Source organism: Pseudomonas sp. LB3P81 (assembly GCF_054897965.1).
In genome coordinates this window covers 4,718,957-4,740,450 of record NZ_JBUBVG010000001.1, presented here as the reverse complement: position 1 = coordinate 4,740,450, position 21,494 = coordinate 4,718,957, and the positions used below count along the sequence as shown (strand labels likewise).

The following is a 21,494-nucleotide window of genomic DNA, read 5'->3' as shown; positions in this document are numbered from 1 at the left end:
AAATAAGGGCTTTTTGATGAACTTCAAGCCAGTTACGGCAGAAGTTACTTGTTGATTTAATGGGTAAAGCGCGCGCAAAGCAATGGGTCGGGCGCATCCAGTGCTTTCTGCTACCATGGCGGCTCTGTTACTTCAGGTGTCTGATCATGGCATTTCGCCCTCTCACGGCCAGAGCACCCGCCGTTCTGCTTCGCGAAGCCAAGCCGCTCAAAGCCATCTTTGGCCACGCTCAACGCCTGGGTCATTTACAACGTCTGCTGGAAAGCCAATTGCAGCCGGCCGCCCGCGAGCATTGCCATGTGGCGTCGTGGCGCGAAGGCAGTTTGCTGCTGATTGTCACCGATGGTCATTGGGCAACGCGTCTGCGTTATCAACAGAAGCGTCTGCAACGGCAGTTACAGATGTTTGATGAATTCGCCAGCCTGACCCGGATTCTGTTCAAGGTGCAGCCACCGACCGTTCAGCAAGGGGCGGCGGGGCATACCATCAGTTTGTCCACCGATGCTGGCGCGACCATTCAGGCTACGGCTGAGGGGATCAGCGATCCGAATCTGCGAGCAGCGCTGGAGCGGTTGGCGGCTCACGCCAAACCCAAGGTTTAAAAGCAAGATCAAAAGATCGCAGCCTTCGGCAGCTCCTACAGGTGTACACATTCCAATGTAGGAGCTGCCGCAGGCTGCGATCTTTTGCTTTTAGCGACGTTTGTTGCCACCGAGTAGCGAGCCCATCAACCCGCGCACCAACTGCCGCCCCAACTGATTGGCCGCCTGTCGCATCGCCGATTTCAGTGCCTGCCCTGCGGCCGTGCCGAGAAATTCCCCGGCCTTGTCGGTGAAGCTCGGCTCCTCCGGCGCAGCCTTGCCCGGCGCTGTTTCGGCTTCTGGCGCCAACCCTTTGCGGCCCATCAACACCTCATAGGCCGACTCACGATCAACCGGTTTGTCATACCGCCCCTTGAACGGCGAGCCGGCGATCAGCACCGTGCGCTCGGTTTCGCTCAGCGGCCCGATCCGCGATTGCGGCGGTGCGACGAGGACACGCTGGACCATCTCCGGCGTGCCCTTGTCCTGCAACGTGCCGACCAGCGCTTCGCCAATCCCCAGTTCAGTCAACACCGACAAGGCATCGAACGCCGGATTAGGCCGGAAGCCCTCAGCCACGGCCCGAAGGGATTTCTGTTCCTTGGCAGTGAACGCGCGCAAACCATGCTGAACGCGCAAGCCGAGCTGCGCCAGCACGTCATCCGGCAAATCGCCCGGCGACTGGGTAACGAAATACACGCCCACGCCTTTCGAGCGAATCAGCCGCACCACTTGCTCCAGACGTTCCTGCAACGCCTTGGGTGTATCGGCAAACAATAAATGCGCTTCATCGAAAAACAGCGCCAGCAGCGGTTTGTCGGCATCGCCACGCTCCGGCAGTTGCTCGAACAGTTCGGCCAGCAGCCACAAAAGGAACGTCGCGTAGACCTTTGGCGCTTCGTGCACCAGACGGCTGGCATCCAGCAAGTGAATGCGCCCGCGACCGTCGGCGGTTGGCTGCAGAATGTCTTCGAGTTGCAGCGCCGGCTCGCCAAACAACGCTTCGGCGCCCTGTTGTTCCAGAATCGCCAACCGCCGCAACAGCGCCTGACTCGACCCCGTAGTCATCAGCGCGGCGTCGTCCCCCAGCAATTCGGGGTGGTCACGCAGGTGATTGAGCAGCGCCTTAAGATCCTTCAGATCCAGCAGCAGCAAGCCTTCGCGGTCCGCGACCTTGAACGCGGCGTATAACGCCGACTGCTGACTGTCAGTCAACTCCAGCAGGGCGCCAATCAATAACGGTCCCATTTCGCTCAAGGTGGTGCGCAATGGATGACCGGACTGACCGTGAATGTCCCACAGGGTGACCGGATATGCCTGAGGCGTGTGATTCAACCAGGGCATCCCGGCGATTCGCTCGGCAATTTTGCCTTGAGGGTTGCCGGCCGCGCCGAGACCGCACAGGTCACCTTTGATATCCGCCGCAAACACGGCCACGCCGGCATCGCTGAACGCTTCGGCCATTCGTTGCAAGGTGACGGTCTTGCCGGTCCCGGTAGCGCCCGCGACCAGACCGTGACGGTTCGCCAGGCGCATGGCCTGGGCGATCGGCTGCCCCGCGAGATCGGCACCGATAACAAGTTGCAATGAATCAGGCATTTGGTCACCCATGGTTAATCTTTATTCCTGCACGGCCGATACAAAAGACTGAAAAGCGTCGGTAATCCCCCCAAGGAGAGGACGGAGATATCCGCTTTGTTTTCAAGACCGCCCACTGTGCGTTTCTTTATAAAAGCACGCCTTGGGCATTAAGACCTTAGCGGAACCCCACGCCATGAACAAAAATCTGCGCTTCAGCCACAAAATCCTGCTTGCCGCCGCCCTCATCGTCATTGCCGCGTTCGCCTCGTTCACGCTGTACAACGACTATTTGCAGCGCAACGCCATTCGCGAGGACCTGGACAACTACCTGCAAGAAATGGGCAACGTGACAGCCAACAATATCCGGACCTGGCTGACCGGCCGCAGTCTGCTGGTCGAAAACCTCTCACAAAACGTCGCGCTGAACGCCGACATCGGCAACGTCACCAAGCTGCTGGACCAGAAGGCGGTGACGTCGACCTTCATGGGCGCCTATCTGGGCAACAAGGATGGCACCTTCATCATCCGCCCCGACAGCAAAATGCCGGATGGCTATGACCCGCGCGCCCGTCCCTGGTACAAGAGTGCCCAAAGCACCAGCGGCCCGGCACTGACCGAACCCTACATCGATCTGGCCTCCGGCCAACTGGTCATCTCCATCGTCAATAGCGTCCTCAAGGACGGTCAGAACATCGGCGTGGTTGGCGGCGACCTGAGCCTGCAAGTGATCGCTGACAGCCTGAATGCGCTGGACTTCGGCGGTATGGGTTATGCGTTCCTGATCAGCGCCGACGGCAAGATTCTGGTGCACCCGGACAAAGCGCTGGTGATGAAATCCCTGGCCGAGGCGTACCCGAAAAACACACCGCGCATCAGCAGCGATTTCAGTGAAATAGAAGTCGATGGCAAAACCCGCATCGTCACTTTCACCCCGATCAAAGGCCTGTCTTCCGTCAACTGGTACATCGGTCTGTCGGTGGATAAAGACAAAGCCTTCTCGAAGCTCAGCGAATTCCGCGCCTCGGCGGTGGTTGCGACCGTCATCGCGGTCGCGATCATCATCGCCCTGCTGGGCATGTTGATCCGCTTCCTGATCCAGCCGCTGCACGTAATGACCCGCGCGATGGCCGACATCGCCGACGGCGAAGGCGACCTGACCAAACGCCTGACGATCCAGAACAACGACGAATTCGGCACCCTCGGCACCGCGTTCAACCGCTTCGTGGAGCGCGTTCACACCTCGATCCGCGAAGTCTCTTCGGCCACCGGGCAGGTCAACGAAGTGGCGCTGCGTGTGGTCGCGGCTTCCAACTCGTCGATGTACAACTCCGATCAGCAAGCCTCGCGCACCAGCAGCGTCGCCGCCGCGATCAACCAGCTCGGCGCCGCGGCCCAGGAAATTGCGCGCAACGCCGCCCAGGCGTCGAGTCAGGCCAGCGATGCCCGCAGCCTGGCCGAAGACGGCCAGCAAGTGGTGGATCGCAGCATTGTTGCGATGAACCAGCTGTCGAGCATGCTCAGCGCTTCGAGCACCAACATCGAATCGCTGAACAGCAAAACCGTGAACATCGGACAGATTCTCGAAGTGATCACCAGCATTTCCCAGCAAACCAATCTGCTGGCGCTCAACGCTGCGATCGAAGCGGCCCGTGCCGGTGAAGCCGGGCGTGGTTTTGCCGTGGTGGCCGATGAGGTACGCAACCTGGCACACCGCACGCAGGAATCGGCGCAGCAGGTGCAGACCATGATCGAGGAGCTGCAAGTCGGCGCCCGCGAATCCGTCAGCACCATGAGCGACAGCCAGCGTCACAGTCAGGACAGCGTGGAAATCGCCAACCTGGCGGGCGAGCGTCTGAACAGCGTGACCTTGCGGATTGGCGAAATCGACGGGATGAACCAGTCGGTGGCCACGGCGACCGAGGAACAGACGGCGGTGGTCGAGTCGATCAATGTCGACATTACCGAGATCAACACGCTGAACCAGGAAGGGGTGGAAAACCTGCAATCGACGTTGCGGGCGTGTTCGGACCTGGAACAGCAGGCTTCGCGTCTTAAACAATTGGTGGGCAGTTTCCGTATCTAGTATTTCCCGGACCTGTGGCGAGGGAGCTTGCTCCCGCTGGGTCGCGAAGCGAGCCCAAAATTCTGTAGGTGTGTCAGATCTAGCTCACCGACTGAATTACGACTGCTTCGCAGCCGAGCGGGAGCAAGCTCCCTCGCAACACAACGGTCCAAAGTCCAGGCTTCCCCACAAAACCCCAACCGAACATCTATCCTTCATAAAGGTCAACCAAGGGAGAACAACGGACCGGAGGAATGCTCATCGTGCATATCGCTGACATAACCATGTTCTACGCCCCTGCCAGCGGTGGCGTTCGCACTTATCTGGATGCAAAACACCGTCGCCTGGGATTCAAGTCGGGCATTCGCCACAGTCTGCTGATCCCTGGGTCACACCTGAGTGAACAGGATGGCGTTTTCACCGTCCCAGCTCCCGCCCTGCCCTTCGGCAAGGGCTATCGTTTCCCTCTCCGTCTCGCGCCATGGCGCAATGTCCTGCAGGATTTGCAGCCCGATCTGATTGAAGTCGGCGATCCTTACCTCACGGCTTGGGCGGCGCTCGATGCCCGCCGCCAACTCGATGTGCCGGTGATCGGCTTTTATCACTCCGACCTGCCGCTGCTGGTCAGCAACCGCATGGGCAACTGGGTCACCCCCAATGTCGAAGCCTATGTCAGCAAGCTCTACGGTAATTTCGACCGAGTGCTGGCGCCGAGCCGGATCATGGCCGACAAATTGATCAGCCTCGGTGTGAAGAACGTTTTCGTACAACCGCTGGGTGTCGACCTGCACACCTTCCATCCCGATGCCCGAGACCCGGGCCTGCGCGCTGAATTGGGCATCGATGAAAATACCCATCTGCTGATTTTCGCCGGGCGCGGCTCCAAGGAAAAAAACCTGCCGGTGTTGCTCGACTGCATGAAACACCTGGGCCGACGCTATCACCTGCTGCTGGTGGGTTCGTCGATGCCGGCGGTGGTGCCGGACAACGTGACCGTGGTCGATGAGTTCTGCCCGGCGGCGCAAGTCGCAAGACTGATGGCCAGTGCCGATGCACTGGTGCATGCCGGCGATCAGGAAACCTTCGGCCTGGTGATCCTCGAAGCCATGGCTTGCGGCATTCCGGTGGTGGCCGTGGCAGCCGGGTCCTTTCAGGAAATCATCAGCGCAGAATGCGGCCTGCTTTGCGCGCCGAACAACTCACTGGCGATGGCCAACGCCGTACGGGAGCTGTTCGGTTCGGGCAGTGCCGTTTTGGGCCAACAGGCCCGCAGTCATGTCGAGCGACATTATTCCTGGGACATGGTGGTCAACAGCCTGCTGGGCCATTATCACGCCGTCCTCGGCAACCAATGGCCGCTGATCGCCAATGGCTGAACCCATGAACGCGCCCAGCCTGTTACTGGTGTTGCACGACGTCGCGCCGCAAACCTGGGCCGATTACCAACCCTTTGTCGAAGCCGTCGACGCCCTGTGCGAAGTGCCGATGACCTGGCTGGTGGTGCCGGATTTCCACAGACACAACGATCTGGAAGCCCATCCGGGATTTCGGCGTCTGCTCGCCAGCCGTGTCGCCCGAGGCGACGAACTGGCATTGCACGGCTATTTTCATTGCGATGAAAGCCCGACGCCCCACACCCCACGAGACTGGTTCATGCGCCGCCTCTATACCCACGAAGGCGAGTTTTACAACCTTTCCCGGGAAGACGCTCTGGCCCGACTGCGGGCCGGCATTGAAGTGTTCCATCGCTACCACTGGCCGCTGGAGGGTTTTGTCGCCCCTGCGTGGTTGATGAGCGAAGGGACGCGCCAGGCCTTGCGCCAGTTACCCCTGAGTTACACCAGCGATCCGCAGCACCTGTATCGTCTGCCGGATTTCACCCCGGTCGACGCGCCGGGATTGGTCTGGAGTGCGCGCAGTGCCTGGCGTCGGGGTTTGTCGAAGCTGGTCAGCGATCAGCGCGAACACCGCTGGCATCAGGCTCCGGTGATTCGTCTGGGGTTGCACCCAGTGGACATGCGCCACCCATTCTCACGCAATTATTGGCTGCAAACCCTCAAGCGCCTGCTCGACGAGGGCCGCGTGCCAATGACCAAGGCGCGGTGGCTGGCGCTGCACAACGACCGTGCCGGTCGCGCCGCATGAGCCGCGGGATTCTGCTGTTTGTCGCACTGCTCGCTGCGGTGCTGATTCCTCTGTTGCTCGGCGGTAACCAGACCTGGTCGCGACTGCAGGGTTTTCCATTGACCTGGCTGTTGATCATGTTCGGCATGATCCTGCTGTGCTGGGTGCTGAACACGATGCGCTTGCGTCTGTTGCTGGGTGATCAGCGCGATAAGGTCAGCCCGGTCAAAAGCCTTGGCGTGGTGATGGCGGCCGAGTTCGCCTACTGCGCCACACCGGGTGGCAGCGGCGGACCGCTGACGATCATGGCACTGCTGGCACGCAACGGCGTGCGCCCGGCACGGGGTAGCGCGGTTTTCGCCATGGATCAACTGAGCGATCTGCTGTTCTTTCTCTGCGCGTTAAGCGGGATTCTGATTTATGCGCTGTTCCAGCACCTGAGCGAACGTATGGAATGGTTGCTGATTGTCAGCGCCGTGTCGATGTTCGGTGGGTTGCTCAGTTGCGTGGTGATCGCGTGCTACCACCGACTGCTGATTCGCCTAAGTGGGCGCCTGCTCGTTCGTCTTAATGTCAAAGGCAGCACGCGAATGCGTTGGGCTCGAAAACTCCTGCATTTTCTGGCGGCATTCACTGACACGCTGAAGTTGCCCTTTCAGACACTGATCAAAGTATTTGCCCTGACCTGTGTGCATTGGGTGCTGCGGTACAGTGTGCTGTATCTGGCGTTGCGCGGGCTTGGCGCGGATTTGCAGTGGGCCTGGAGTTTTCTGATTCAGATGCTTTCGCTGAGCGCGGGGCAATTCAGCCTGTTGCCGGGCGGCGCCGGTGCGGCGGAATTGACCTCGGCCGCGTTGCTGGCGCCCATGGTGGGGAAATCCACGGCGGCGGCGGCGATTCTGATTTGGCGGGCGGTGACTTATTACTTTTATCTGGTGGTGGGGGGGCCGGTGTTTTTGTTGATGCTTGGGCGGCCGCTGTTGAAGAAGTTGATGAGGTTTAGGCAGGTTTAGTTTTTTTGATCGGGTGCATATCCGTTTCTGCGGTAACAGCGGCTTATGGTTCCGCTTTTACAGCGGGTCACTTTGGAAAAGCCCCAAAGTAACCAAAGGGCTCTTGCCCCTTTCGTTCGGTGCCTCGCTAGGGCTCGGCATGCCCTCGCTCCGGTCCTGCTCCGTGGGCCCGCCGCGATCGGCCATCCATGGCCGTGCGCGGCTAACCCGGCATCCATCCCCCGGTGTCAGGATAGTTGTCGCCTCTCCGGTTTTTCCTAAAAAAGCATATCGGGGGCGGAAAGAGACTGGTCGTGCCGTACTATTCACCTGAACGCAGAGCCGCATTACTCAAGATGCTGCTTCCCCCACTGAACCTGTCGATGGCCGAGGTTTCCCGGCGCGAAGGGGTCAGCGAAATGTCTTTGTCCAACTGGCGCAAGCAGCTCAGTTCTGAAGGAAGTGCAGTGTCCGAAAACAAGCAATCGGCTCAGAACTGGTCAGCCGAAACCAAGTTTGCTGTCGTCCTTGAAGCGGCCGGTTTGTCCGAGATCGACCTGGGCGAGTATTGCCGCCGCAAAGGCCTTTACCCCGAGCAAATCACTGCCTGGCGACAAGCCTTCATCACCGGCCAGAAATCGGAAAAGGCCCAGCAAAAAGAAGATCGGGAGCAGTCTCGCAAAGATAAGAAACGCATCCAGGAACTTGAGCGCGAACTGCGCCGCAAAGACAAGGCGCTCGCTGAAACAGCGGCGTTGTTGGTGCTGCGAAAAAAGCTCAACGACTACTGGGGGACCGACAACGAGGACAACTGACGTCTTTGCCAGAACGGCAGTTACTCGTGGACTGGCTGAGCAACGCGGTCGCGGCGGGAGCCAGAAAAATCAGGGCCTGCCTGGAAATCGGTCTATCGCTGCGGACTTTGCAACGGTGGACTGAAACAGACGTTATCCAGGCCGATGCCCGAACGACTGTCACACGGCCAACGCCGCGAAATGCACTAAACGAGGCTGAGCGACAGACCATTGTGACGCTGTGCAACAGCCTGGAGTACGCCCATCTGCCGCCGAGCCAGATCGTGCCGCGCCTGGCCGATCAAGGGCGCTATCTGGCGTCGGAGGCAACGTTTTATCGCGTCTTGCGTGCGGCGGGTCAACAGCAGCATCGAGGTCGTAGCCAGCGCCCCAGGCGGCACGCGGCCCCAACGACGCATGCGGCTGAAGCGCCCAATCAGGTGTGGTCATGGGACATCACGTATCTGCCGTCGCCGATACGCGGCAAGTATTACTACCTCTATCTGATCGAGGATATTTACAGCCGCAAGGCCGTGGGCTGGGAGGTCTACGACGCGGAAAGCGGCGAGAAAGCCGCCGCGCTGCTGCAACGCAGCGTGATCGGCGAGCAGTGTTTACACGAACCGCTGGTGCTGCACTCGGACAACGGAGCGCCGATGAAATCGGTGACGCTGTTGAGCAAGATGTACGAACTGGGCATCACGCCCTCGCGGGGCCGACCGCGGGTGAGCAACGACAATCCCTACTCGGAGTCGCTGTTTAGAACACTGAAGTACTGCCCGCAATGGCCGCAGCATGGCTTTGCCAGTCTGGACGCCGCACGAGCTTGGGTGAGGGATTTCATGCGCTGGTACAACAACGAACACCGGCATAGCCGTATCCGGTTCGTCACACCGGCTGAGCGGCATCGAGGACTGGACCATCAGGTCTTGGCCCGGCGACATGAGCTGTACGAACGAGCCAAAGAGAAAAAGCCGGAACGGTGGTCGGGTTGCACACGTAACTGGGAGCCGATCGGCACCGTGCTGTTGAACCCGGATCGAGAGCAACAGGTCGAGAAAAGAGCGGCATAGTTAGACGGTTGACGCGACAACTACCTTGAAAAACGCCGCCATGCCGGGTTGCCCACTGCGCAGAACCTGCGCTCAGCCTCTCGAGGGGGCGTGTACCGCAAAAGCAAATCGAGGCGGCCTGCGGGCCGACCTGGGCATCAAGCGGGCGCGCTTCGCTGATTTGATCGTTCACATAATCTGAATTGGCAATGAGTACCTGTGGGAGCGGCGGTGCGACGATTCGACTTGCTCGCGAAGAGGCCGTGTCAGTCGACATACATGCTGAATGTCAGTCCGTCTTCGCGAGCAAGTCGAATCGTCGCACCGCCGCTCCCACATTGGATATCTGTTGGGCATGGCATTGGTGTTCACCGTCCACCGCCGATGACCTGGCCGGACTAAACGTAAGGTCGGCTATCAGGCCGCCTCGCTTTTGCTGTTGCGGTGAGCGCCCCCTCGAGAGGCCGAGCGCAGGTTCTGCGCAGTGGGCAACCCGGCATGGATGCCGGGTTAGCCGCGCACGGCCAGGGATGGCCGATCGCGGCGGGCCCACGGAGCAGGACCGGAGCGAGGCACCGAACGAAAGGGGCAAAAGCGCTTTGGTTACTTTCGCGCTTTTCGAAAGTGACTCGCCGTAAGGGCGAAACCAAAAGCCGCCGTTACCGAAGAAACGGATATGTACACAATCAAAGCGCCCGCACGCCAAACCTCAAGGTCGCTTCACCGGCAATCCAGCTCCTTCAGGCTCAGAATCCGGATTCAACTGCTCCCACAACTCCACCGCCCCCGGAAACTCCGTGCCATCTTCAGGACTCAAGTCATCCGGATCATAACGGCTCAAACACCCCTCCCCCAACGTCGCGGGAGCCTTGGAAACAGCTTTGTCGAGCGGATCGGCCATGGTCAAATCCTCAGTGCAGAAACGGCGAAGGGCCTGAAGCGATTGAACGCCCAGGCCCTTCGAATTTCAACCATGTCGTGCGGGTATCAGAACACCACGGTTTTGTTGCCATGCACCAGCACCCGGTCTTCCAGGTGATAACGCAGACCACGGGCCAGCACCATCTTCTCGACGTCACGACCGAAACGCACCATGTCTTCGATGCTGTCGCTGTGGCTGACACGCACAACGTCTTGCTCGATGATCGGGCCGGCGTCCAGCTCTTCAGTCACATAGTGGCACGTCGCACCGATCAGCTTCACCCCACGCAGGGAAGCCTGGTGATAGGGTTTGGCGCCGACGAACGACGGCAGGAAGCTGTGGTGAATGTTGATGACTTTGTGGGCATATTCACTGCACAACTCGGGCGGCAGGATTTGCATGTAACGGGCAAGTACCACCACTTCGGCTTCGTGCTGTTTGACCAGGCGCGAGACTTCGGCGAACGCCGGTTCTTTATCCTGTGGATTGACCGGCACGTGGTAGTAAGGAATACCGTGCCATTCGACCATGCTGCGCAAATCGTCATGGTTGGAAATCACGCAGGAAATTTCGCAGTCCAGTTCATCGCTGTGCCAGCGGTGCAGCAAGTCAGCCAGGCAATGAGACTCGCGGCTGGCCATCAATACCACGCGCTTTTTCTGCGCGGTATCGGTGATGCGCCAGTTCATCGAGAACTCTTCGGCAATCGGCGCGAACGCTTCGCGGAAGGCTTCGATACCGAAAGGCAGCGAATCGGCACGAATTTCGTGACGCATGAAGAACCAGCCACTGAGATTGTCCGAGTGGTGGCTCGCTTCAGTGATCCAACCGTTATGTGACGCCAGAAAGTTACTGACTTTAGCAACGATGCCGACGCGGTCCGGGCAAGCAATCACCAGCCGAAAAGTGCGCATGAGGGGGAAACTCCAGAACTTCGCAAAGGCCGCCATTCTAGCGATTGCGCGGAAAAACTGCAGTATAGATGACACCTTGCGTTGTGCCAGGGCGGCTGGCACAAGCGTTGAAAGCGCCCGCTCACCCGCGCAATGGTGCTCTTGTTGCCAATCTTCAACTGCTCAATTGTGAATATCTGTGATACCCGCGCCACACTACTTAACTGCACATCCAGTTTGTGCCCTATTCACCACAACTAATTTAAATAAACCCCGGTTAAATGTTTACTTGATGAAACACCCTGACTATTATTGCCGCACTGTCCCCTGCCATCCAGCGCCCTAACATAAGGTAGTCCCCATGTCCTTGATCAACGAATATCGTGCCACCGAAGAAGCTATCAAAGAGCTGCAAGCCCGTTTGAAGAACCTGTCCCAAGACGACAAACTGCAAACCGAGCTGGAATTCGAAGGCAAACTGCGCACCCTGATGGGCGAATACTCCAAGTCCCTGCGTGACATCATCGCGCTGTTGGATCCAGAATCCAAAACCAAAGCTCCACGCGGCGGCGCAGTAAAAACTACTGGCACCAAGCGCGCTCGCAAAGTTAAACAATACAAAAACCCGCACAACGGCGAAGTCATCGAAACCAAAGGTGGCAACCACAAAACTCTGAAAGAGTGGAAAGCCAAGTGGGGCGGTGACGTGGTTGAAGGCTGGGCTACCCTGCTGGGCTAAGCCGCAACGCTTTTCGTCGCGACAAAAAAGAACGCCAGCAAACGCTGGCGTTTTTTTATGCCCGGTATTCAGAGCCGGGCACTTTCATTTTCAAAGATTCAAACGTATGCGCAATGCCTGGACATAATTGCTCCACTCGTTGAGCACGTTTTGCTGGAACGGCGTCGCAGTAATGTTCAAGTGGGCCGCGGCCTCTACAAAAGTTTCCAGCGTATTGGGTGCTCCCCACTCGGGATCTGACAAACGTTGCTGACAGAATATTCGCCAACGATCTTGCTCCTCGAAATTCAACGTATCGGGAAAGTTACGTGCTCGATATCGAAACAATAATTCGGGCAAACGTTCATCATCGAAAGGCCAGTGTTCCTTTGCTAATTGCGCCGGGTCAGCCGCTCGGACTTGCTCACAAAGGCGCCGATCCCGATCACCAATAAAACCATCGTATAACTGTTGCTCGGGGTCCTGGCTCTGGGTGAAATCTTCGCTGGCATAAATGGCCTGAACTTTATCTCGCCAAACTTGTTGTGCGTCACTTAACCGCAGCGCACGCTCCTGATAAAGCGCCATATCCAGACCCAGGCGTTGCTGATCATCGGGACGAAGTACCGACAGCGGCGCCACCACCGGGCATTTGTTGATATGGATAAGCTTGAGTGGCACCGGCAACTCGCCCTCGGCCAGGTCGTCGCGACGGGTATACAAGCGCTGGCGCAAGGTGTCGGCGTCCAGATCAAGCAAGCCCTGCGGGTCCAGGTGCAGATCACACACAATCAACGCATTCTTGTTGCGCGGGTGCCAGGCCAGCGGCAGCACCACGCCGACATAACTGCGCGCCGCCGAAAAGCGCCCGGAAATGTGCACCATCGGCTGCAACAGCCGAATCTGATCCATCACCTTTTGTTTACCGCGCAACTGAAACAGCCAGTCGTACAGCTTCGGCTGTTTTTCCCGAATCAAACGGGCCAGCGCGATAGTCGCGCGAACGTCCGACAGCGCTTCGTGGGCATTGCCGTGGTCAATGCCATTGGCTGCGGTCAGGCGTTCGAGTTTGAGCGTGACCCGGCCCTCGTCATCCTTCGGCCAGACGATGCCATCCGGACGCAAGGCATACGCCGCGCGCACCACATCGATCAGGTCCCAGCGGCTGTTACCGCCCTGCCACTCGCGCGCGTAGGGGTCGAAAAAGTTGCGGTACAGACTGTAACGAGTCATCTCGTCGTCGAAACGCAAGGTGTTGTAACCCGCGCCACAGGTGCCGGGCGCCGCCAGTTGGGCATGCACCCGGGTCATGAAGTCAGCTTCGCTCAGACCGTGCTCGGTCAATTGGCCGGGCGTGATGCCCGTGATCGTGCAGGCCGCCGGATGCGGCAGGATGTCCTCACTGGGCTGGCAGTAAAGGTTGACCGGCTCGTCTATTTCATTGAGATCGAAATCCGTGCGAAGCCCCGCCACTTGCAGCGGACGGTCGCAACGGGGGTTGATGCCGGTGGTTTCATAGTCGTACCAGAAGATCGAGGTCACGGGCTATTCCTGAACTGAAGATCGGCGAAGTCTAGGCGTTTGCATCCCGCCCCGGCCAGTAATCCTGCATTCAATCATCTCTGGCCATGCACCGTGCAATACATAGTTATGTCGTTTTCCCCCAAGAGACTGCTAGCATCGGCCGGACAGAGAATCCCGATCAGGCCTCATCATCAGGTTGCCCATGCTCGAGACCACAGCACTGCCAAGGAAAGCGACGCTGGCCCCGCCACTGGATACGCGGTATCAGGTTGAAACGCCGGAAGGCATCGACTTGCCACTGCGCCCGGCCGGGTTGATGGTCCGTGCACTGGCGTTCTCCATCGACCTCGGACTGCGCGGGTTGATTCTGGGTCTGCTGTTTATCGTCCTCGCGTTTCTGGGAAAACTCGGCGCCGGGCTGGGCTCGATCCTGCTGTTCGGGGTGAGCTGGTGGTACATGGTGCTGTTCGAAGTGCTCAATCAGGGGCGCTCGCCGGGCAAGCAATGGATGGGCCTGCGGGTGGTGCAGGACGATGGCACGCCGATCGGCTGGTCCGCTTCGCTGTTGCGCAACCTGCTGCGGTTTGTCGACCTGTTGCCATTCGGCTATTTCCTCGGCGTCATCAGTTGCCTGCAACACCCCAGTTTCAAACGCCTCGGCGACTTGGCCGCCGGCACGCTGGTGATCTACCGCGAACAGCCGCTCACCCGACCGCAACTGCCTGACGCCGAGCCACGGCGCCCGTCGTTCGCCCTGACGCTGCCCGAGCAACGCGCCATCCTCGGGTTTGCCGAACGCCAGGGCGAACTCTCCGAAGCGCGGGTCACCGAACTCGCCACCATCCTCGCGCAACCGTTGAAGGTTTCACCGCCACGCGCCGTGGCGGAACTCAACGGCATCGCCCGCGGCTTGTTGGGCCCCGCATGAAGCAAAGTCTTTTCGAGAATCGCCACAAGGCTGAATGGGTGCAATTTTCCCTCATGCTCGACAGACTGGAGCGGAACAAGGACACCTCACGGCTCGCCAGTTTCCCGAAAGATTATCGAAGGCTCTGCCAGCATCTGGCCCTGGCTCGGGAGCGCGGTTACAGCAGTTTTCTGATCGACTCGTTGCAGCAACAGGTGCTGCGCGGGCACCAGCAGCTTTATCGGCATCGCAGCCGACTGGGAGCCAATGTGCTGGGGTTCATCCTCGCTGATTTCCCACGACTGGTGCGCGAACAGTGGCGTTTCGTGCTCGCCGCCAGCCTGATGTTTTTCGGCAGCCTGATCGGCTTTGCGTTGCTGGTGTATCTGTTCCCGGATCTGGTCTACAACCTGATCCCGGCCGAACAGGTCAGCGAAATGCAAGGCATGTACGACCCTGTCGCCGGTCACCTTGGACGCTCGGCGGAACGGGCGGCCAGTGAAGACTGGGTGATGTTCGGTTTCTACATCATGCACAACATCGGCATTGCCTTTCAGACCTTTGCCAGCGGTTTGCTGTTTGGCCTGGGCAGCGCGTTTTTCCTGTTCTTCAACGGTTTGATGATCGGCGCGGTGGCCGGGCACCTGACGCAGATCGGCTACGGGCAAACCTTCTGGTCATTCGTGATCGGCCACGGCGCCTTCGAACTCAGCGCCATTGCCTTGGCGGGTGCCGCTGGCCTGCAACTGGGTTGGGCCTTGATTGCACCGGGACGACAGCCACGCGCCGAAGCCTTGAGAATCGCTGCGCGCAAGAGTGTGCTGCTGATTTGCGGGGTCATGCTGTTTCTGCTGATTGCAGCGTTTATCGAAGCCTACTGGTCGTCAATGACTGGACCTGCGCCGATGACCAAATATCTGGTCGGCGCGACGCTGTGGTTTTTGGTCGCGATGTATCTGCTGTTTGCCGGACGGACCCGCCATGCGCCTGAGTGACGCGACCGTGGTGATCCGCCCTCGCACCACCTGGGAAGCCATGGACCTGGGCGTGCTGTTGAGCCAGCGGCACCGACGCCTGCTGATGACCAGTTGGGCCTTCGTGACCCTGCCGGTTTTCGCCCTGCTCACCTTGCTGCTGTGGGATTCCCCCTCCCTCGCCGCGTTCATCTTCTGGTGGCTGAAGCCCGCGTTCGAACGCCTGCCTCTGTACATCCTGTCCAAAGCGATGTTCGGTGAAACGCCCACGCTGAAACAAGCGCTGCGCCAATGGCCACGCCTGCTCAAGCCACAAATGCTGGCCAGCCTGACCTGGCGACGCTTGAGCCTGAGTCGCAGTTTCCTGTTGCCGGTGGTGCAACTCGAAGGCCTGAATGGTCTGGCACGACAACAGCGCTTGCAGGTGCTGTTGCAACGCGACGGCGGTGCAGCGCGCTGGCTGACGATCATTGGCGTACATCTGGAAAGTGCGTTGTGGATCGGCCTGATGGTGCTGTTCTACCTGCTCCTGCCGCAACAGGTCGAACTCGACTGGAGCTGGCAGACATTGCTGTCCGTCGCCACACAAGACTGGCGCTGGCTGGAGCACCTGACCAATACGTTTTACGTGTTGGTGCTGGTGGTTTGGGAACCGATCTACGTGGCCTGCGGCTTCAGTCTTTACCTGAACCGGCGCACGGTGCTGGAGGCCTGGGATATCGAACTGGTGTTCCGTCGCCTGCGCCAACGCTTGAGCAGCGCCGCCGTCACCTTGCTGTTGGCGGCATTCCTGCTGATGCCAACCGGGCAAAACGTCTGGGCCGCCGAGCCAGCCATCTCCCCCGACAGTCCGCGTCTGCTGGACCAGTCACTGACCAGCCAGGCATCCCGTGACAGCATCAAGGCGATCCTCGATCAGCCGCCGTTCAAGAATAAGGAAACCGTCACGCGCTATCGTTTTGGCGAGGACAAGCCATCCGCCGAAACCTCTGGCGACGGCAAAGCCCCCGAATGGCTGAAGGCCCTGCTCAAGTTGCTGGATAACCAGCGCTTCGGTGCATTGGCGACCTTGATTGAAGGGCTGTTGTGGTGCGCTGTCATCGGCGCGATCGGTTTGTTGATCTGGCGTTACCGGGAGTGGTTGCAGGCCTTCGTCAGTCGTCGACCGGCGTTGAAGCGTAAAGTCGCACGGCCGTTACCGCAGCAGGCATTCGGCCTGGACCTGAACCGCGAGACCCTGCCCGACGACATTGCCGCCAGCGCCGAAAGCCTCTGGCAATCCAACCCTCGCGAGGCGCTCGGGTTACTCTATCGCGCCCTGCTCAGTCACTTGCTGCACGATTACAACATGGCGCTCAAACCCGCCGACACCGAAGGCCAGGTGCTGGAACGCGTCGAGCAACTGCAACAACCCGCCCTGTTGGCCTTCAGCAAAAACCTGACCGGGCACTGGCAGAACATGGCCTACGGGCATCGCCTGCCACCGGCGCATTTGCAACAGGAACTGTGTGACGGCTGGCGGACCTTGTTCGGTCCGGGGGCGACGCATTGAACCGGCGATTGTGGCTGGTGGCCGGGGTGTTCATCGCCGTACTGTTGGGCGCGTTGAGTCTTTATCTGTACGCCAGGGCGACGCCCTATCAGGCAGAAATCGATCACGGTCCGTCGCCCGAAGCCCAGGCCAACCCTTATCTGGCCGCCGAGCATTTCCTGCGCAAGCAGGGTCTGACCGTCAGCCATGCCAACAGCCTCGACATCCTGCCCACGCTGGAACCTCGGCAACGCAGCCTGTTGTTGCTCGGTGACCGCTCCAGCATGACCCCGCGCCAGATCGATCAAGTGCTGAACTGGACCCGCGCCGGCGGGCGTTTTTTATTCATCGCCGAGTCGTTATGGGATGACAAACTGGGCCAGAGCAATGACCTGTTGCTCGACCGGGTCCAGGTGCACCAGTCATTGAGCAAAGACCTCAAGGACCCGCCGCCCGACATCGGCAAGGATCCCTACCCCAAACTGACCAAACTGTACCTTGAGGACGAAGACGCGCCGGCCTACGCCACCTTCGATACCGCGTTCCATCTCGAAGACCCGAAAAATCTCGCCCAAGCCTGGGCCAACAGCGGCAAGGCCACGCACATGATGCAGCTGAACCACGGGCTCGGTTCGATCATCGTGGTCACCGACGCCGACCTGTGGAAAACCCCGGCCATCAATCAGTACGACAACGCCTGGCTGCTCTGGTACCTGACCGTGGACACGAACGTGACCCTGCTGTTCAACACCGACCACGACAGCCTGCTGACCTTGTTGCTGCGCTATTTCCCCCAGGCGCTGGTCGCCCTCATCGCCCTGATCGGCCTGGGTCTCTGGCATGTCGGCGTGCGCCATGGCCCGTTGATCGAACCCGCCCCGAGAGCCCGTCGGCAACTCCACGAGCACCTGCGTGCCAGCGCCGATTTCATGTGGCGCCGCACCGGTCAAGCCAGCCTGTTGCAAGCCTTGCAGCAAGACATCCTGCACCGGGTGCGGCGCCGTCATCCCGGCTTTGAACAACTCGGCGTCGCCGAACAGTGGCTGGTGCTCGCACGCCTGACCGGCCAACCCACACGCGCAATCAGCCAGGCCATGAGCCCGCGACCGAAGCAACGGCTGTCCAGCGTTGAATTCAGCCGTCAGGTCGCCCACCTGCAAACCTTGAGGAACGCCTTATGATCCGGTACTTGGAAAAGGTTACATAGCCGTGATTTTAGAAACAGACACTTAGAAGCTCATGCGCTTTAGGGTCGATCTAATGCCCTAACTGGTCAGAGCAGACAGAAGGGCCTCAAAACCTATGAGGCCCTCATCGCTAAAGTAAGTTGAAACTCAGCGGAAGGTGATCGGCACCGTCACGGTTTTGCCGAAGGCCGACTTGATGGTCACCGTCGGGCTAGGCGACGGGCCACTGCCGGTGGTCGTCACCGCTATCTGCCAGCGCGCGCCTGTTGGCGTAAGCGTCAGGGTGGCGGTGCCAAGGTTCAGCGGACCGGATGTGGTCGTGGCAGTCGCCGTGATGGTATTGCCCGTGCCACGCGAGGTGGTGCCGGACAGGACCCAGTAGTAGCGGCTTTTGCTGCGGGCGGTGACTGTAGCGCTGGTGACGATCAGGTTCTCGACGACCGCTGCCGAGACCGCCACGGACACCGTCGCCGGAGCCGACTCCGCGCCCTTGGCATCGCTGGCCTGATAGGTAAAGGTCGCGGTGAACGGCGCGGGGACCGTGGCCGGTGGTGTGTAGATCACGCGCAGACCATCGGTGCTGACCGTGCCCTTGCCGGAGCCCGGTTGCGCCAGACCCACCACTTTGAGTGGCAGGTCACCGTCAGGGTCGGTGTCGTTGGCCAGCACATTGATGGGCAGCGGTTGGCCGTTGTTGCTGATGGCGCTGTCGGGGTTGGCAATCGGTTTTTTGTTTTCGCCTTCGTTATTGTCACGTTTATCGCCAGTGCGGAAGGTCGGCAGCGCAGCGGAGTTGACGTAGGTAACACCGTCCCAGCCGGGTATGGGCGTTGGCATCAATTGGAACTGGCCCGGATGCTCGACATCCCAGCGCAGCAGCATGGATGTGTCCTCGTGCTGGGTGTTGTGGCAGTGCTCCATGTAGGTCCCAGCGAATTCGCGGAAGCGGATCGCTATGTCCACATCCACTGAACTGTCGATGCCCTCGCCGATGAGATAGACGTCCTTGCGCGCCCATTTTTCCCATTCCGGCGGCGCCTTGCCGTCACGGTTGAGGACGATGCCTTCTTCGAAATGCACGTGCACCGGGTGGCTCCAGCCGTTGCCGCCGTTCCTGATTTTCCACACTTCCAGGGTGCCGTCGCCGGAGAACCCGGCGGGGGTGGGGCCGGTGGCCAGTTGCGGAGCGGCGCTGATCCGGCGTGGGTCCATGGGGAAGCCTGGACCACCATCGGTCTTGATGGTCCAGGGTTGTTCGTCGGTGCCGTCGGAGCGGCCAAAGATGAACTCGCGATGCCGCGCCACCTTCAGTTTGGCCTGCACCGTCGGGTCGTCACGGTTAAGGGGCAGCGGAATCATGGTTTTACCTGCCGCCTTACCCGGCTTGGCGGGTTCGAAGTCGGCGGGGTTCATGCTCACGTCCTGGCCGGAATAAGGCTGGACCAGCAGTTGCAGGAACTTGCCCACCACCGGGTCGCCGTTGTCCCATTCCAGCCCTTTGCTGCCCAGCTTGAGCACCGCTTTGTACTTCCCGGACAGTACATCGGCCAGGCTCAGCGGTTCATCCTCCGGACCCTTGCCGTTCTGGTGCTCCATCAGGTTGACGAAGTACAGCTTGTCGCCGGTCTTGATCCCGTTTTTCGCGAAGTTGACGATGATGTCAAAACGCTCGGAAATGCCCATGGTCGGCAGGATGGCGTTGTGGTCTTGCGTGTCGCCGTCGGCGTCCAGGTCCATGCTGCCATCGAACGGCACGGCGTGTTCCATGAGGTTGCCGTCGTTGGCGATCAAGTGGAACGGCACGCGGGTATAGGACAGGCCGGAACCTGCCGGGCCGGGGAATTCGCCGCCGGTGCCGGCGATTTCACGCACCAGCGCGATCCTGAAGAAGCGTGACACCGAGCTATTGAGGATGCGGAAGCGATAGCTGCGCGCGCGCACTTTCAGGCGCGGCTGGTACTGCCAGTTGACCAGGATCTGATCGCCAAGGAAGCCGTCGGTGTTGAACGGGTTGAACCACAGTTGGCCGTTCTTATCCCAGGCCGTGTCGGCCACCATCAGGTTGACGTCGTAGTCGCGGTTGCCCCAGGGCAGCGCCGAACCGCTGGGCAGGCGCAGGTTGACGCCGTCCTGTAGCGCTTCGTTGCCACGGTCCAGGGCGCTGTAGTAGTTCATCATCGCCGCGTTGCCCTTGTAGACGTTCTGCGCGGTGAAATCGAGCATGTGGTCGTGGAACCAGTGGGTGCTCATGGTTTCGCGCCAGTCGCCACGGATCTTGATGCTGCCGTTGCTGCACGTCTTGAGGCCCGGAGTGGCGTCGTTGACGAACAGGGTTTCGCCCGGGGCGCAGGGGAACGCCGCGCGCGGATCTTCAGCCTTGGTGTTGATGGTGTCGTAACCGGCCAACTGGATCGGCCAGCGATAGTCGTAGTACTGCCCCGGAAAGAAAAACGCATTGGCAAAGCCATCGCTTTCGGCCGGGGAGTGGCCGTTGTGTTCGTGGCTGCTGAGGGTGTGCAGACCAAACCCCATGTTGGCCGACGGATCGATCGGCAGGGCGTCGTAGTGACGCACCAGCACCGGTTGACCGTACCGCACCATCAACAGTTTTGGCGGAAAGGTGCCGTCGAAGGTCCATAGCGCCTTGTGGTTCTGCACCGGCATGTTGGGGTGAAAACGGGTATAGATGCCTTTGGTGGTGCCCGTTATGATCGGGGTGTCCGAGGTCTGGTTGTAGAGCCCGCCAGGCCCGAACTCACCGACGGCGTAGTTGTGCAACTGTCGGCGGTCGCGCATGCCGCCGTTGAGCCTGGCGCCCGCTTGCGCGGTTTTGAAGGCGACCTGCGGGTAGAACTCGTTCCAGCGCTGGTGCGACCAACCCTTTCCTGGCGGACGACCCTCGGCCGGCGAACCGACCGGATGGCGGTTGAGGAAGGCTTCGATCTGCGCTTTCCACGGGTTGCGGTCCAGCACGTTGGAAAACTGTGACGGAAACGGGTACAGCCCCGGCTGGCGCATGAAGGCTTCCAGAGCCGCGGCCGAAGGGCCGCTGCGGGCGATGTTGTTCGGGTCCTGCTCGGGCGCCGGGCCGACGGTCGGAACCGGGAAGGTCAGGGGCGGCGCTGGCAGTGTCGGGTCGAGTTTTTCCGTGCCGAATTCTTCGAGCAACAGCAGTTGATGAGTGTACGGCAGGGCCCCGAACAATGGGCTGGGCTTGCCGTTGGTGGGGATTTTGAATGATGTTTGCAGGTTTGGAGGCAGCACGTTATCGGCCAGTGGCGTGTTCCGGTCACCGAACACACCGTTGGGCAGGGCAATCGCGCCCTGGTTGGCGGGTGGCAAGGTCAGCAAGGCATCCAGCGCGGCCTTGGGGTCGGCCGGGGGATTGGTAAACGCCGAGGGGTCCGTCGGTGGTGGCGGGCCGAAATCATCCAGCGGTGCGGCGTTGGCGGTGGTCAGGGTAAGGAGCATCGCACAGGGCAGGCTTGACCTGAGCAGCAAGGCGAAGGAGCTGCATGGTGGTGTCGCGCGTTTCATTTTTCACCCCTCGCATCATGCCGAATCTGGCGAGTCCCGCCGTCTCCATGATGTTCGGGACGACAGCTGTTGCGGGTACCAGGGGGAGGGGTGCAACTAATGAGCCATTACCATA

Annotated in this window: 16 protein-coding genes and 1 pseudogene; 12 read left to right on the top strand and 5 right to left on the bottom strand. The window is 60.0% G+C overall.

What is annotated here, in order from left to right; translation table 11 throughout:
• Window positions 1–146: 146 nt before the first annotated feature.
• Window positions 147–602, top strand: a complete 456-nt coding sequence (locus ACYZTL_RS21970) for a DUF721 domain-containing protein (RefSeq protein WP_461953500.1) — start codon at window positions 147–149, stop codon at window positions 600–602.
• A gap of 90 nt (window positions 603–692) precedes the next feature.
• On the opposite strand, the gene ACYZTL_RS21965 is transcribed toward ACYZTL_RS21970, so the two are convergent.
• On the bottom strand, window positions 693–2,180 hold the full coding sequence (locus tag ACYZTL_RS21965) for a helicase HerA-like domain-containing protein (protein WP_461953499.1): 1,488 nt from the start codon (window positions 2,178–2,180) through the stop codon (window positions 693–695).
• Window positions 2,181–2,355: 175 nt separating this feature from the next.
• On the opposite strand from ACYZTL_RS21965, the pseudogene ACYZTL_RS21960 reads away from it, so the two are divergent.
• The 6 genes and pseudogenes from ACYZTL_RS21960 to ACYZTL_RS21935 all read left to right on the top strand — a co-directional run.
• A pseudogene (locus ACYZTL_RS21960) lies at window positions 2,356–3,387 on the top strand (HAMP domain-containing protein); the annotation flags it as partial.
• A 93-nt stretch (window positions 3,388–3,480) separates the two neighbouring features.
• Window positions 3,481–4,245 (top strand): methyl-accepting chemotaxis protein, encoded by a 765-nt coding sequence (locus ACYZTL_RS21955; RefSeq protein WP_461954354.1) that lies wholly within the window; start codon window positions 3,481–3,483, stop codon window positions 4,243–4,245.
• A 233-nt stretch (window positions 4,246–4,478) separates the two neighbouring features.
• Window positions 4,479–5,600: a glycosyltransferase family 4 protein gene (locus tag ACYZTL_RS21950; RefSeq protein WP_461953498.1), complete on the top strand. Its 1,122-nt coding sequence runs from the start codon at window positions 4,479–4,481 to the stop codon at window positions 5,598–5,600.
• Window positions 5,593–6,369 carry a DUF2334 domain-containing protein gene (locus ACYZTL_RS21945; protein ID WP_461953497.1) on the top strand — a complete coding sequence of 259 codons (777 nt, stop codon included), beginning with the start codon at window positions 5,593–5,595 and terminating at the stop codon, window positions 6,367–6,369. The genes ACYZTL_RS21950 and ACYZTL_RS21945 overlap by 8 nt, the downstream gene beginning before the upstream one ends.
• Window positions 6,366–7,361: a lysylphosphatidylglycerol synthase transmembrane domain-containing protein gene (locus ACYZTL_RS21940; protein ID WP_461953496.1), complete on the top strand. Its 996-nt coding sequence runs from the start codon at window positions 6,366–6,368 to the stop codon at window positions 7,359–7,361. The genes ACYZTL_RS21945 and ACYZTL_RS21940 overlap by 4 nt, the downstream gene beginning before the upstream one ends.
• Before the next feature lie 293 nt (window positions 7,362–7,654).
• Window positions 7,655–9,207, top strand: a protein-coding gene (locus ACYZTL_RS21935; RefSeq protein ID WP_461950368.1) for an IS3 family transposase whose coding sequence is annotated in 2 segments (ribosomal slippage) — window positions 7,655–8,117 and window positions 8,117–9,207 — 1,554 coding nt in all. Because the reading frame shifts where the segments join, the coding sequence is not laid out codon by codon here.
• A gap of 688 nt (window positions 9,208–9,895) precedes the next feature.
• Here ACYZTL_RS21935 and ACYZTL_RS21930 read toward each other — a convergent pair.
• The gene (locus tag ACYZTL_RS21930) at window positions 9,896–10,087 is read right to left on the bottom strand and encodes a hypothetical protein (protein ID WP_461953495.1); all 192 of its coding nucleotides are present in this window, start codon (window positions 10,085–10,087) and stop codon (window positions 9,896–9,898) included.
• Window positions 10,088–10,173: 86 nt separating this feature from the next.
• Window positions 10,174–11,022 (bottom strand): formyltetrahydrofolate deformylase, encoded by an 849-nt coding sequence (gene purU / locus ACYZTL_RS21925; RefSeq protein ID WP_017340494.1) that lies wholly within the window; start codon window positions 11,020–11,022, stop codon window positions 10,174–10,176.
• Window positions 11,023–11,362: 340 nt separating this feature from the next.
• On the opposite strand from purU, the gene mvaT reads away from it, so the two are divergent.
• Window positions 11,363–11,740 (top strand): histone-like nucleoid-structuring protein MvaT, encoded by a 378-nt coding sequence (gene mvaT, locus ACYZTL_RS21920; protein WP_007933316.1) that lies wholly within the window; start codon window positions 11,363–11,365, stop codon window positions 11,738–11,740.
• 90 nt (window positions 11,741–11,830) lie between these two features.
• Here the strand turns inward: mvaT and sbcB are convergent, their stop codons facing one another.
• A complete protein-coding gene (gene sbcB, locus ACYZTL_RS21915; protein WP_461953494.1) occupies window positions 11,831–13,261 on the bottom strand; it encodes an exodeoxyribonuclease I in 1,431 nt (476 codons plus the stop codon).
• 184 nt (window positions 13,262–13,445) lie between these two features.
• On the opposite strand from sbcB, the gene ACYZTL_RS21910 reads away from it, so the two are divergent.
• Genes ACYZTL_RS21910 through ACYZTL_RS21895 form a run of 4 tightly spaced genes read left to right on the top strand, consistent with a single transcriptional unit; the run spans window position 13,446 to window position 17,836 of the window.
• Window positions 13,446–14,171 (top strand): RDD family protein, encoded by a 726-nt coding sequence (locus ACYZTL_RS21910; protein WP_461953493.1) that lies wholly within the window; start codon window positions 13,446–13,448, stop codon window positions 14,169–14,171.
• Window positions 14,168–15,145: a stage II sporulation protein M gene (locus ACYZTL_RS21905; RefSeq protein ID WP_461953492.1), complete on the top strand. Its 978-nt coding sequence runs from the start codon at window positions 14,168–14,170 to the stop codon at window positions 15,143–15,145. The genes ACYZTL_RS21910 and ACYZTL_RS21905 overlap by 4 nt, the downstream gene beginning before the upstream one ends.
• Complete coding sequence (locus ACYZTL_RS21900) at window positions 15,132–16,676, top strand: DUF4129 domain-containing protein (RefSeq protein WP_461953491.1); 1,545 nt, start codon at window positions 15,132–15,134, stop codon at window positions 16,674–16,676. The genes ACYZTL_RS21905 and ACYZTL_RS21900 overlap by 14 nt, the downstream gene beginning before the upstream one ends.
• On the top strand, window positions 16,673–17,836 hold the full coding sequence (locus tag ACYZTL_RS21895; protein WP_461953490.1) for a DUF4350 domain-containing protein: 1,164 nt from the start codon (window positions 16,673–16,675) through the stop codon (window positions 17,834–17,836). Before ACYZTL_RS21900 ends, ACYZTL_RS21895 begins: the two co-directional genes overlap by 4 nt.
• A 153-nt stretch (window positions 17,837–17,989) precedes the next feature.
• Here the strand turns inward: ACYZTL_RS21895 and ACYZTL_RS21890 are convergent, their stop codons facing one another.
• A complete protein-coding gene (locus ACYZTL_RS21890; protein ID WP_461953489.1) occupies window positions 17,990–21,313 on the bottom strand; it encodes an Ig-like domain-containing protein in 3,324 nt (1,107 codons plus the stop codon).
• Window positions 21,314–21,494 lie beyond the last annotated feature (181 nt).